Genomic DNA, 13,027 nt, shown 5'->3' with positions numbered 1-13,027 from the left:
TATTATAATTGATTAAAGCAACGATTTACAGGGAGAGAGGTTTTGAGATGGCGGAAATCAATCATTCTACAACATTAAAATTCAGAAAGTTCAATAGATTCTATACAAATGTGCTCGGTTTTCTGAATGAACATATTTATGACAGCCCTTTTTCATTGACGGAAACCCGGATATTATTTGAAATTCACAATACGGCCGATTGTACAGCCAAACTGATTCAAGATACGCTCGGCCTGGACCGGGGCTATGTCAGCCGGATCCTGAAGCGGTTTGAAAAAGAAAATATGGTCTATAAAAAGAGAAGCGAGGAGGACAGCCGCAACCACTATATCTACTTAACCAGCTTCGGTGAATCCATTTATAAAAAGCTGGAGGCCAAAGCCAATCAACAAATCGAAAACATGCTGAAGCATATCGACGGCCGCCATCAGGAAAAGCTGACGGAGGCAATGAATACAATTGAATGCATATTGTCGGAACACCTGCCTCCCGAAAAATCGGCCGTTTCTATAAGAGATTACTATATATCGGACGATATCAAACTGATGATCGAAAAACAGCGTGCCTTCTACGCGGAGACACACGGCTGGGACGATTCATTTTTGGATTACCTTCACGAAACATTCGACGCCGAGATCGAAAAAATCTGGATCGCAGAGAGCGCCGGAAGATTCGCGGGATGTGTCGGGCTCGTCAAACACCCCGGCAGGACCGTGCAGCTCAGATGGTTTCTGGTCGACGCCGCTTTTCGGCACCAGGGAGTCGGCACACGCCTCTTGGAGCATCTCATCGATTATTGCAAAGAAAATCAGTATGAGCGGATTTTTTTATGGACGGTAAGCACGATGGCCGAAGCACGGCCTTTGTATGAAAAATTCGGATTCAGACTGACGGAAGTGAAAGACGAGACTTTATTATGGGGGCAGCGGCTCCGGGAAGAACGCTGGGATGCCGAGTTAGGCTGACGAAATGGAGGATCTATGAAACGGAAAATACACTACGCCTGGATTATCGTTTTTGTGACGTTTTTGACGCTTTTGGCCGTTCAAGGAGTGCGCCTTTCTTTCGGAGCCTTTATTCAGCCTTGGGAAGAGGAATTTTCAATGGACAGGGGCACGATTTCGCTTATTTCCATGCTGAGCTTCATTGTATATGGCGTGTCCCAGCCGGTGATCGGCAGGCTTGTCGACCGCTTCGGACCGCGGATCATTTTATCCCTCAGCACGCTTCTGGTCGGCTTGAGCATCTTTTTTACATATCTCGTGACTTCTCCGTGGCAGCTGTTTATTTTGTATGGCATCATCGTTTCTCTCGGCGTCGGCGGTGCGTCGAATGTCGCGTCGACCGTGATCGTGACCAATTGGTTCAATGAGAAGCGCGGGCTTGCATTCGGCATCATGGAAGCGGGATTCGGTGCGGGACAGATGCTGCTTGTCCCTGGATCGCTCATGATGATCCACTGGTTTAACTGGAAAGTGACCGTCATTGTTCTGGGATTGTTTTTAGCCGTTATTGTATTTCCGATCGTCATCTTGTTATTGCGGAACCATCCTTCGGAAAAGAATGTACAGCCGATCGGCGGCGCTCAGGGCGGCGAGATAAAAGAAGAGCCGGACGCCCAGCCGAAAAAGATTCCATACAAAGCCGTTTTTCTCAAAAGAACGTTTTGGTTCCTCGTCTTGCCGTTTTTCATTTGCGGATTTACAACAACGGGGTTAATGGATACCCATCTTATCCCTTTTTCGCATGACCACGGGTTTTCGACCGAAGTAACAAGCGCCGCTGTCAGCCTGCTGGCCGGGTTTAACATCATCGGCATTTTGATTTCCGGCGTCGTCGCTGACCGCTGGAGCAGCCGGAAAATTTTGTGCTTTTTATATGCCGTAAGGGCGCTGTCGCTTGTCATTCTGTTGTCGAGCCACAACTCGATGCTCCTGCTTTGCTTCGCGGTTTTGTTCGGTTTGGTCGACTTTGCGACCGTCGCCCCGACGCAAATGCTGGCAACCCAGTATTTCAGGCAGTATTCCGTCGGGTTCATTCTCGGCTGGCTATTCCTCAGCCACCAGATCGGTTCGGCGCTCGGGGCTTATTTGCCGGGCGTCTGGTACAGCCAAACAGGCAACTATAACCTGTCTTTCTACCTTTCAATCGTTATTTTGGCGGTAGCAAGCATTTTGAACATCCTGCTGCCGGAACCTAAAAAAATAAATCCAACACTGAATCAGGAAGGGCGTTCCGTCCAGAAATAATGAAAAAACCTGTTTTTGAAGTTCAAAAACAGGTTTTTCTTATGAATTAAGAAGTTTTATTCTTATTGTAAATATCAAATGCAACGGCAATCAGAAGGACGAGGCCTTTTATCGCCTGCTGCCAGTCGATGCCCAGGCCGAGCAGCGACATACCGTTGTTCATGACTCCCATGACAAGACCGCCGATGATGGCCCCGCCGATCGTGCCGATACCGCCGTAAGCCGAAGCCCCGCCGATGAAGCAGGCCGCAATGGCGTCAAGTTCAAACAGGTTTCCTGCTTTCGGAGTGGCCGCGTTTAGACGGGCGGCAAAAATCAAGCCTGAAAGGGCTGCTAAGACGCCCATATTGACGAAGACCATAAAGGTGAGCCGTTTTGTTTTGATTCCTGAAAGCTCGGCTGCTTTTTCATTGCCGCCGATCGCGTAGATTCTCCGCCCGATGACGGTTTTTTTCATAACGAATGTATACCCGGCGATTAAGACGAACAATGTGATCAAAATGAGAGGTATACCTTCATAAGTCGCGAGAATGTAGGTAAAAAGGTTGATAATGGCGATGATAAAAAACACCTTAACTGTAAACAGACCTTTTCCCTGCAAGTCAAATTGGAATTTCTTCTGCATGTTTCTCTGCTGAAGCTGATATACGAGATAAAGAATCGACACACCCGCTCCGGCGACAATCGTCGTCAAATGGAACGTGCCTCCGTTCAGCCAGTCCGGAATAAAACCGGACGCCATTTTTTGGAAGGACACAGGAAACGGAGCGATCGATTTCCCCTCCAGCACGATCATCGTGAGCCCTCTGAACAAAAGCATTCCCGCCAGCGTCACGATGAAGGCCGGAATCTTGACATAAGCGATCCAAAAACCCTGCCAGGCGCCGATTGCCGCTCCCAGAAGCAACGACAGGACGACCGCCGCAAACAGCGGCATATCGTTTTCAATGATCATCATCGCGGAGACGGCGCCGACAAAAGCGGCGACTGAACCGACTGATAGATCAATGTGTCCCGTGATGATGACGAGCATCATCCCAATCGCTAAAATGAGAATGTAGCTGTTTTGCAAAATCAGGTTCGTAATGTTCAGCGGTCTCAGCAAAATTCCGTCTGTCAATATTTGAAACAGCAGCATAATAAACACGAGCGCAATGACCATGCTGTATTTCCGGATATTCTGCTTATACATATCGCGAAACAGCTGAAAGTAGCCGGGCTGAGCGCGGTCTTTATCCGTTTGCACCGGTGTCTGCATACGCTTCTCCCCCTCTCTTCATGCGGATGGTCATATATTTCATCAGCTTCTCCTGATCGGCTTCTTCTTTGGAAAATTCGGCGGTGATTTCCCCCTCACACATCGTATAGATTCTGTCGCACATCCCCAGCAGCTCGGGAAGCTCCGAAGAGATCATGATAACCGCTTTACCCGCTTCGGCAAGCTGATTGATGACGCCGTAGATTTCGTATTTGGCGCCGACATCGATGCCGCGCGTCGGTTCATCCAGGATTAAAACGTCAGGCTCCGCGAAAATCCACTTGCTCAGCATGACCTTCTGCTGGTTGCCTCCGCTTAAATTTCCGGTCCGCTGGCTGATATCGGGCGTCTTGATGTTTAATTTCCGGCGAAAATCCTCCGCTTCATGTTGTTCGCGCCGCTCGTCCATCACCAATCGGCTCGACACCTTATCCAGTTTCGACAGCGTAATGTTTTCTTTAATGCTGTCCTTCAGAATCAAACCGTTTCCTTTCCTGTCCTCCGTCACATAGACGATGCCGTTTTTAATGGCATCTTCAGGGTGGTTGATGTAAAGCTCCCGCCCGTCTTTTTCGATTGTGCCGGAAATGTTTTTCCCATATGATCTTCCAAAAATGCTCATCGCCAGCTCCGTCCTTCCGGAGCCCATCAGTCCGGCAATTCCTGCGATCTCGCCTCTTTTCACGGAAAACGCCGCCATGTTTACCACTTTGCGGTCCTGTTGAAGAGGATGGTGAACTGTCCAATCCTTCACTTCAAAGATGACGTCGCCGATCTCGGCGCTTCTGTCAGGGTAGCGGTTTTGCAGCTCCCTGCCGACCATGCCTCTGATGATCCGGTTTTCAGTCAATTGCCCGCTTTGAACATCAAGCGTTTCGATCGTCTGTCCGTCCCGGAGCACGGTAATCGAATCTGCGACTTTCGTAACTTCATTTAATTTATGGGAAATCATAATCGAAGAGATTCCCTGTTTTTTCAGTTCGAGCAAGAGCTGCAGCAGATTCTCGCTGTCAGCTTCATTTAAAGCCGCCGTCGGTTCATCCAAAATCAAGAGCTGCACTTTTTTTGCCAAAGCTTTGGCGATTTCAACAAGCTGCTGCTTTCCGACGCCGATTTGGGAAACAAGCGTATCCGGAGATTCTTGAAGCCCGACTTTTTTCATTAATTCGAGCGTTTCCAGCTTTGTCTTTCGCCAATTGATGACGCCGCGGCTGGCCTGTTCATTGCCCAAAAAAAGATTTTCCGCAATGGAAAGCTGGGGGACGAGCGCCAGCTCCTGGTGGATGATGACGATCCCCGCTTCCTCGCTTTGCTTAATATTTTTGAATTGGCATACTTCCCCTTTATATAAAATGTCGCCCGTATACGCACCGTACGGATAGACGCCGCTCAGCACCTTCATCAAAGTCGACTTGCCCGCCCCGTTTTCCCCGCAGAGGGCATGGATTTCGCCCGCTTTAACGCGAAGGTGGACATTGTCGAGCGCTTTGACGCCGGGAAACTCCTTCGTGATGCCTCTCATCTCTAAAATGCAATCGGACATCGGATCACTTCCCTAATTCCGATTCTTTATAGTAACCGCCGTCAACGAGCACTTTTTTGTAGTTCTCTTTGTCGACGACGACCGGTTCAAGCAGGTATGATGGAACGACCTTCTCTCCGTTGTCATACGTCTTTGTGTCATTGACTTCCGCTTTTTCGCCTTTTAAGACGGATGACGCCATCTCAACGGCTTTTTTCGCCAGCTCTCTCGTATCTTTGAAAATGGTTGAGGTCTGCTCCCCTTTAATGATCGAATTCACGGAAGCAAGCTCTGCATCCTGTCCCGTAATAACCGGCAGCGGCTTCTTGTCCGAGCCGTAGCCCGCACCTTTTAAGGATGAAATGATTCCGATGCTGATTCCGTCATACGGTGAAAGCACCGCATCAAGCTTCGCCTTTGTATAATGCGCACTCAGCAAATTGTCCATCCGGGATTGTGCGGTTGCGCCGTCCCACCTGAGCGTCGCCCCTTGCTCAAATGAAGTCTGGCCGCTCAACACCTTTAATTTGCCCGAATCGATATAAGGCTTCAAAACAGACATGGCGCCGTCAAAAAAGAAATGCGCGTTGTTGTCGTCGGGCGATCCCGCGAACAATTCGATGTTGAACGGCCCTTTTTTGTCTTTTAAGCCAAGCTTTTCTTCAATATATTTCCCTTGAAGTTCCCCGACTTTATGATTGTCAAATGTCGCATAATAGTCGACATGTTTGCTGTTCATGAGCAGCCGGTCATAAGAAATGACTTTAATATCCTGCTTGTTTGCTTTCTCTAGGACGTCGGTCAGCGCTTCTCCGTCAATCGAAGCAATGACAAGCACATTGACGCCCTTTGTAATCATATTTTCGATTTGTGAAACTTGGTTTTCAACGACATCTTCCGCATACTGCAGATCCGTTTTATAACCGAGCTTTTCAAACTCTTTCACCATGTATTTCCCGTCATACACCCAGCGTTCCGATGACTTTGTCGGCATTGAGATTCCGACGTAGCCTTTGTCTCCCCCTCCGCTTGCCTGATTCCCCGAACAAGCGGTAACGATGAGACAGAAAAGCATTGCAGTGATCAACAGCCAGCATTTTTTCATGCTTGGTATCCCCCTTTTTGATTTCTCCCATCATGAATCATGCCAACTGTACCATGTCTTTCGAATGTCCGTCTTTTGAATTAATTAACTATTTTTATAAAAATCAGACTTTTTTGAAGCGCTTACATTACAATTTTCCTCCTGTTCTTTCAATTCCCGACATGCGGCGGTACTGATTGGGGGATACACCCATCGTCTTTTTAAATACAGTGCTGAAATAGTGCTGTGTATCATAGCCCGTTTGTTCGGCAATGTCATGAATTGAAAGAGGGGTTGTCTCTAACAGGTGAACCGCTTGATCCATGCGCATCTCCGTCAAAAGCTGAACAAATGTCACGCCGAGCTCCTTCTTCATCATTCTGCTCAAATAGACGGACGAGACTTGAAGCGCATCCGCCATCTGTTTTAAAGAAAACTCCCTTTCAGTGAAATGCTTTTGCATATACTCCTTGGCCCTTATGACAACCGGCGAGATATTGAATGCTTTCGACACTTGCTGCCTGCAGTGCTGATAGCATTGCGGGGCTGAGCGGCCGTTTTCAGCAAGCTTCGCAAAACAGACGGCTGCGCTTGCCTGCAATTCGGCTTTGATCATCTCTGCAAGCGCCCGCTGTTCGGCTTCCGTAACAGAACGCCACAGACAGGCGGCGATCAGGCGGTCTCCGTCGAAAAATACGGCTTTATCTCGCTCGTTAATAAAAAAACGTTCTACTTTTTCTTTCAGATTGTCGGCTTCAGACGGTTTGTTCCATACATGTCCAGCCGCGATGACGCCGAGCGTTTCAGGATTGCGCGCCGGCAGACGGAGGCATTCGAGCTGCCGGTAAACGTCTTCTTCGTCTGCCCGGTTTTCGATCCAGCTTCTGAAAACATGCTCCTTCAGAAGGCCGAGGTTTTGTTGAATATGCTGCTCAGCAAGCTTTTGCTCGCTCAGCTTCTTTTTCTCAGCTGCAAGCGACACGCTGATCTTTTTGAGCACTTGTTCCAGATGAGCGGGATCGACCGGCTTTAACAAATAATCATCAACATTCAGCCGGATCGCTTCTTGCGCGTATGCAAACTGATCGTAGCCCGTCACGATGACAAAGCGGCACTGGGGCAAGGCGCCGCGGAGCTTTTTCATCAAGGCAATTCCGTTTACGATCGGCATATTCAAGTCGACAATCAATAAGTCGATACCGTGTTTGAGAGCGAGCTCAAAAGCCTCCTCGCCATTCTCCGCTTCAGCCGACACCGACATTTGATAGCGCTCCCAAGAGACGGCATCCCGTATTCCTTCCCGAATCCACGGTTCATCATCGGCAATCAGTACGCGCCAACATTCACTCAAGGCTTGTTCCCCCTTTTGCTAAAATTGGTAGCCGTATCGTGACGGCGGTTCCGGCTCCTTTCCGACTTTCAACCGTTATACCGTACGGCTCGCCAAATGTAAGAGCGATCCGTTCATGGACGTTGATCATGCCGTAGCCCGCTGTATCGTCCCTGTGTTTGAATTGATCCGTTATTTGCTTTAGCGTCTCTTCATCCATTCCGGCTCCGTCATCCTCGATTTTGATGATTAGCGAGCCATCCTCCTCCATGCCTTTGATCGCAATATGCCCCGGCCCCTTTTTTTCTTTAATTCCGTGATAGATCGCATTTTCGACGATAGGCTGAAGAACGAGCTTCAAAATCAGGCGGTCATCACAAAGCCCGGTCATTTCGATTGAGTAGTTTAATTTATCGCGGTATCTCGCTTTTTGGATTTTCAAATAGTTTTCAACATGTTCAAATTCATCAGACAGCGGGATGATATCTTTCCCTTTGCTCAAGGAAATGCGGAACAGCTTGGATAAAGCCTGCACGAGATCGCTGACCTCTTCCGCTCCTTTTTTCCTTGCCATCCAATTGATTGTATCCAGCGTATTGTAGAGAAAGTGAGGGTTGATCTGCGCCTGCAGCGCTCTTAATTCGGCTTCTCTTTTTTGGCGCTCCTGTCTTTCTGTAACGGACATCAGCTCGCGGATTCTGAACATCAGGCGATTGAAGCTTTTTCCCAAAAGGCCGATTTCATCTTCCCTTTCCTCCTGATACAATGTTGAAAAATTCCCGCTTTCCGCCGTTTTCATGACAGCATTCAGCTTCAAAATCGGCCGCGACATGGAATGGGACAAATAATAGGAAGCTGACATTCCGAGAAACGCCGCCGTCAATAAAAACAAAAGCACATACAAGTGGATTTCCTTCACTTCGAAAACCGGTTCACCCGCTTTAAAAACGCCGACCGTCGTCCAGTTCGTAAAGGAAGACGTCTCATAAATGAACTGATATTCCTCTCCCTTGATCCGCTTCGAAAAATATCCAGAACGTTCTTGACGGAACCACTTTTTCGGCAGAAATAGATTCGAAGTCTCCGGCGAATAAATATTGCCGCCATTTTCATCCATGATCATCAAATAACCCGTTTTCCCCAAGCGGATATTTTTTGTCGCTTCTGCGAGGACGCGCAGCTTCAAATCGATGAGTACAACGCCTTTCACATGCTGTGTTTCAGGATCGATAACAGCTCTGACGGCGGAAACGACCTCATCTTCCCTATAGTGCACATGGCTTCTGATATTCCGGTTGACAGGCTTCCCGATCATCTTGAAAATCCCTTCATTGTCGAGAGCCGCCTGATACCATGGTTCTTTTGTCAAATCTGTCGGCGTGCGTTCATACATCTCATTGCTGATCATCTCACCCTTATCATTGACAACGAGAATACCCGCTGCTTCGGAATATAAAGAAGTCAGGCCCTGCAAAAACGTCCTTCGCTTATAATCCGCCTCTCCATCCTCCTTTTTATGACTAAAAAACGCTTCCATTTCTTCATTCATTGATATTAAATATGTCAGGTTCTGCATGTGGCTGACATACACTTCAGCCGTCTTGTTCACTTCGCCGATCAGCTGCAGTGTTTGGTCGATCACCTGTTTTTCAATAATATTTTCAACGGCCCATCCCGATAAAATGCCCAGGCCGATCGTCGGCAGCATGCTGATTAACAAGAGAAGGCTGATCAGCTTATGACGGATCGGCGCATTATTGATCAAACGTTTAATCATTCGCATAATAGGCTGCCACATTTTCTTTCGTTATGATGGTAATGCCTGTGTCGATTGCGGCCGGAAGCGGGCGTTCATGCTTCAGATGGTGATTTGAGAAAAACAGCATGTGCAGCGACCAATAGCCCATTTGCCATGTGTCCTGGCTCATTGTCGCGGAAATCGATCCGTTTTTGATGCCGTCCAGCGTTTTCTTGTCTTTATCAAAGCCGATGATACATACTTCCCCTTCAAGTCCCGCCTCCTTCACAGCACGGGCCACGCCGCTCGCTCCATTGGCTTCAGTCGTGAAAATTCCTTTGATGGACGGATTTTCCTCCAAAATCTTCGCCGCTTCTTTTTTCGACGTCAGCTCATCCCCTTTTCCGTCCAAAACCGCGGCAACCTTCATGTTCGGGTATTTTTGCTTGATCGTTTGTTCAAAGCCCTTCGTCCTTTCCTGATGATTGTACTGCTGCGGCTGGGTAATGACCGCGGTTTCTCCCTTTCCATTCAAAAATTCGGCCATTCGCCTTGCGGCCACAGCACCCGCTTCCATATTATTTGTGCCGATATATGTAGAAGCTTTGCTGAGCGGGGCGTCTGAATCAAATAAAACGATCGGAATACCCTGCTCGTGCGCCTTGTCGATGACAGGGTTTAAAGCTTTTGGGTTTATTGCCGAAACAGCGATTCCCGCCGGTTTTTTTGCAATCACCTGCTCGAGGACGGTCGTTTGCTCATGGACATCATAATGGGCCGCCCCCCGATACTCGACAGAGACGTTGAAAAGCTGCGCGGCATCCTCAAAGCCTTTCAGACCGCTCTTCCAATATTCGATTCCCGATTGAAACGTGACCATCACGTATTTTTCGGACAGACTGCCTGCGGCCGCAGGCCTCCTGCTTTCTTCTGCAGAACCGGCTTTATCGCCCCGGGAGTAGTCGTAGACATACAGAAAAAACAAACAGAGCATCACGGCATAAACAACTAACAGCTTCTTCATCTTCATCCCCCTGTTGGTCGAGGACAAGACAGCGTTTACAATCTATAAATATATATTTAGCCGCATTTTTTTCTAAGAACCCAGCTGAGCATCCTGACAGAAATTCCGCCCGTCCTCCTTTATTCATCACAAACAGACAATTCCCCCTTGTTCTTATGAAATATCTAATCTATTTGACATTCTGTTCGAAAAACCCTGTTTAGGGTTGGCAAGATCGCCTCTTTCTTAAAATTACCTTAAAGTTTGTGAAACAAAAAATAAACACACCAAAAATCCAAAACTTAAGAACTATGTCTTTTGACCTTGCAGGAAAATGGAGAAATGTGCAAAATCGCAGTCATAATAAGGAATCCCCTGCTCCACCGCTCAACTAGATTCTTTGTTCACGGTACATTTTTCCCATTCAACTCATTTATACCATGTTGTAACATTAATAAGGTCCTTTAATGAACGGAACCCAACAGGTCATTTGAATCAAATTTTCCGGGAGGTGGCAGTAACATGATCTGGGAAAAAACAGTTTTATACGGGCTGCAAGGTACACTTCTCATCAAAAAACAACAGCTCGAACAACTGAAAAATTGCCAAACTGAATTAGAAGCAGATAAAAAGGAATTTGACGATTCAAAAGACAGTATCAAAAAGCCCGAACTGTCGCCGACGACATGGCAGGGCAGCCTGGCTGATTCTTTTAAAAACGTCAGAAGCGACATGAAAACGGCATATAATGATATTTGCGGAAAGCAGCTAAATGAAGTGTTTAAACAATTAAAGGAGAAAATCTCTTCTTTAAATGATGATATTGATTCGCTAGGTAAGGATATCAGCTCATTAAAAACGAAAATCGAAAAACTGGAAAAAGAAGAAAGAGAAGCCCGCCGCTAAAGGAGTGATTACGATGGGTCAAGAAATCAAAGTCAAAACGGGCGAAGTCAAACAGGCGCTCTCAAAACTGAAGCATTCAGCCCAAGCCGTGAAGCCGAACGTGCAGACAGATATCAGCGGCAAAAACAACCTTGACGTCGTCAAAAAAATCGAAAGCATGAACAAAGATTTGAAAAGCCTGACAAAAGCATACGCATCGGCTCTCGCTAAACAAATTGCGCAAACCGAGCAGGCTGTCAACGCCATAAAAGACGCCGACAAAAAGCTGTCGTCATCGATCAAAGCCAAGTAGAAGGAAGGGACTACGCATTGAAAACTCTAGATGTTCAGGCTTTTCAAACCGGCCTAGACAAAACGCTGACCGAATTAAAAAACCAGACTGACGAGATTTCAAAAGTCAAACAAAGCATCAAAGGCCTCACCTCCCTTGACGACGCCTTAAAAGGCGCGGGCGGTGAAGCGATCCGCTCGTTCTACGAAGAATGCCACACCACTTTTCTTCTTTTTTATGAATCTTTTATTTCCGACTATAAAGGACTTTTAGAAAAGACGAAAAGTGCGCTTCATTCCCTTGAACCGAACCAAAACGGCTTTATCTCGCAAAGCTTTCTTGAGAACGAACTCCATGACGGCGTCAGTCAAGCCGAATCGCTGACTGGCAGATTGACGTCAAAAGCCAACCAGACGATGGCCACTGTCAGCCACATCGTCGACCTGCCCGACCTAGACGATTCAGCCGTCAACGAAAACGCAAAAAAAGCGCAAAGACAAATCAGCGAGACGCTCGAAAAGCTCCACACCTTCGACCGCGAACAGACAAATGCGCTGAAAGCGGCGAGAGAAGACCTCGATACGATGAAGCAATACATCCAGCAGCTGGAGAAAATGTATACGGGGCCGAAGATTGAAATATCGGAATATAAAAGCGGTTCAATTTTAAAACCGCAAAATGACTCAACAATCAGTCAAGCTCCCGGCGGCCTGCAAAACGACCTGCAAAACCCCGGCGAAACACCGATGGAAAAGATGCTTGGGCGATTAGAAGAAAAAGCGGCAGAAACGTTAACGAATCCTGATACACAGGATAAAGAAAAAACAAATATAGCACACGAAATTCTTAGTTACTTCGAAACATTCGGAGAACCATTAGATGTCGGTGATAAAGCCTTATTAGGGTATCACGCAGCCAACGCAACAGCATCAATCGCGTGGACGCGAAAATTAAAAATTTATTATCAAGGAGGAAAACCGACGAAGTGGCAGCGATTTAAAGGGGAATATAAATTTCAGGTCATGTCACATCGTTCTTGGACTTCTCAAGGAGATCACAGTTCGAAAGTTGCGAGAACCATTAAAAACATCTCTGACTCGAATCCAAGCAACCCATTACTTAAAAAAGCGCAAAAATTTGTCGCTTCTTATGATAGTCCATCCATGATGTTTAAACATGCTGTGGGGTTCCCTAAAAATCAACATAGTTTTATAGATGGGAAAGAATTTCGCAAGAGAGCTGCCCTGAGGACAAAAGCGGGTGCGGTTGATATAATGGAGTCCACAGCCAAGGCAAAAGGGTTTACTGCATTAGAAAGAGGAGTCCCTATTGTTGGTACCGCAGTTACTTTCGCTTCTAACCTTACAGAATATACCGATCCCGAGAACTCGGACAAAAGTTTTGCAGAAAAAACAGGACGTTTCGCAGCAGGTGTTGGTACAGACATTTTTGCTGTTTCTACAGGTGTTGAAATTGGAGCAACAATAGGAAGCGTCGGCGGTCCTGTGGGAGTGATTGTTGGTGGAGCGATAGGCGGAGTAGCTGGAGCAATTGCTAGCTCTTCATACGGTGATGCAATTAAGGATGCTGGTGAAAAAGTTGCTGGTTCTATTGAAAAAGGAATTAAAAACAGTTTTGAGTCTGTGAAAAGTTGGTTTAAATAGAT

Annotated in this window: 11 protein-coding genes; 5 read left to right on the top strand and 6 right to left on the bottom strand. The window is 47.1% G+C overall.

Going from position 1 to position 13,027, the window contains the following annotated elements; all coding sequences use genetic code 11:
- Nucleotides 1-47 precede the first annotated feature (47 nt).
- The gene (locus MKY62_RS02250; RefSeq protein ID WP_009330195.1) at nt 48-965 is read left to right on the top strand and encodes a helix-turn-helix domain-containing GNAT family N-acetyltransferase; all 918 of its coding nucleotides are present in this window, start codon (nt 48-50) and stop codon (nt 963-965) included.
- Nucleotides 966-980: 15 nt separating this feature from the next.
- Nucleotides 981-2,249, top strand: a complete 1,269-nt coding sequence (locus MKY62_RS02245; RefSeq protein WP_003178902.1) for an MFS transporter — start codon at nt 981-983, stop codon at nt 2,247-2,249.
- Between the two features lie 46 nt (nt 2,250-2,295).
- Here MKY62_RS02245 and mmsB read toward each other — a convergent pair whose 3' ends face one another.
- From mmsB to MKY62_RS02215, 6 genes are all read right to left on the bottom strand, one after another.
- Nucleotides 2,296-3,507: a multiple monosaccharide ABC transporter permease gene (mmsB, locus tag MKY62_RS02240; RefSeq protein WP_003178900.1), complete on the bottom strand. Its 1,212-nt coding sequence runs from the start codon at nt 3,505-3,507 to the stop codon at nt 2,296-2,298.
- Nucleotides 3,482-5,050, bottom strand: coding sequence for a multiple monosaccharide ABC transporter ATP-binding protein (gene mmsA, locus MKY62_RS02235; protein ID WP_003178898.1), 1,569 nt, complete (start codon nt 5,048-5,050; stop codon nt 3,482-3,484). The genes mmsB and mmsA overlap by 26 nt, the downstream gene beginning before the upstream one ends.
- A 4-nt stretch (nt 5,051-5,054) precedes the next feature.
- A complete protein-coding gene (gene chvE / locus MKY62_RS02230) occupies nt 5,055-6,134 on the bottom strand; it encodes a multiple monosaccharide ABC transporter substrate-binding protein (protein WP_003178897.1) in 1,080 nt (359 codons plus the stop codon).
- Nucleotides 6,135-6,261: 127 nt separating this feature from the next.
- On the bottom strand, nt 6,262-7,464 hold the full coding sequence (locus tag MKY62_RS02225; RefSeq protein ID WP_003178896.1) for a response regulator: 1,203 nt from the start codon (nt 7,462-7,464) through the stop codon (nt 6,262-6,264).
- Nucleotides 7,457-9,226 carry a sensor histidine kinase gene (locus MKY62_RS02220; protein ID WP_011197539.1) on the bottom strand — a complete coding sequence of 590 codons (1,770 nt, stop codon included), beginning with the start codon at nt 9,224-9,226 and terminating at the stop codon, nt 7,457-7,459. Before MKY62_RS02220 ends, MKY62_RS02225 begins: the two co-directional genes overlap by 8 nt.
- The gene (locus MKY62_RS02215) at nt 9,213-10,205 is read right to left on the bottom strand and encodes a substrate-binding domain-containing protein (protein ID WP_003178894.1); all 993 of its coding nucleotides are present in this window, start codon (nt 10,203-10,205) and stop codon (nt 9,213-9,215) included. The genes MKY62_RS02220 and MKY62_RS02215 overlap by 14 nt, the downstream gene beginning before the upstream one ends.
- A 501-nt stretch (nt 10,206-10,706) precedes the next feature.
- Here MKY62_RS02215 and MKY62_RS02210 point away from each other — a divergent pair.
- Genes MKY62_RS02210 through MKY62_RS02200 form a run of 3 tightly spaced genes read left to right on the top strand, consistent with a single transcriptional unit; the run spans nt 10,707 to nt 13,025 of the window.
- Nucleotides 10,707-11,090, top strand: coding sequence for a DUF5082 family protein (locus tag MKY62_RS02210; protein ID WP_003178893.1), 384 nt, complete (start codon nt 10,707-10,709; stop codon nt 11,088-11,090).
- Nucleotides 11,091-11,103: 13 nt separating this feature from the next.
- A complete protein-coding gene (locus MKY62_RS02205) occupies nt 11,104-11,382 on the top strand; it encodes a YwqI/YxiC family protein (protein WP_003178892.1) in 279 nt (92 codons plus the stop codon).
- Between the two features lie 17 nt (nt 11,383-11,399).
- Nucleotides 11,400-13,025, top strand: a complete 1,626-nt coding sequence (locus MKY62_RS02200) for an LXG domain-containing protein (protein ID WP_003178891.1) — start codon at nt 11,400-11,402, stop codon at nt 13,023-13,025.
- The last annotated feature ends 2 nt before the right edge of the window (nt 13,026-13,027 follow it).

Source organism: Bacillus sp. FSL R7-0646 (genome assembly GCF_037969865.1).
In the GTDB taxonomy this organism is placed as follows: domain Bacteria; phylum Bacillota; class Bacilli; order Bacillales; family Bacillaceae; genus Bacillus; species Bacillus licheniformis.
This window is presented reverse-complemented; position numbering and strand designations above follow the sequence as displayed.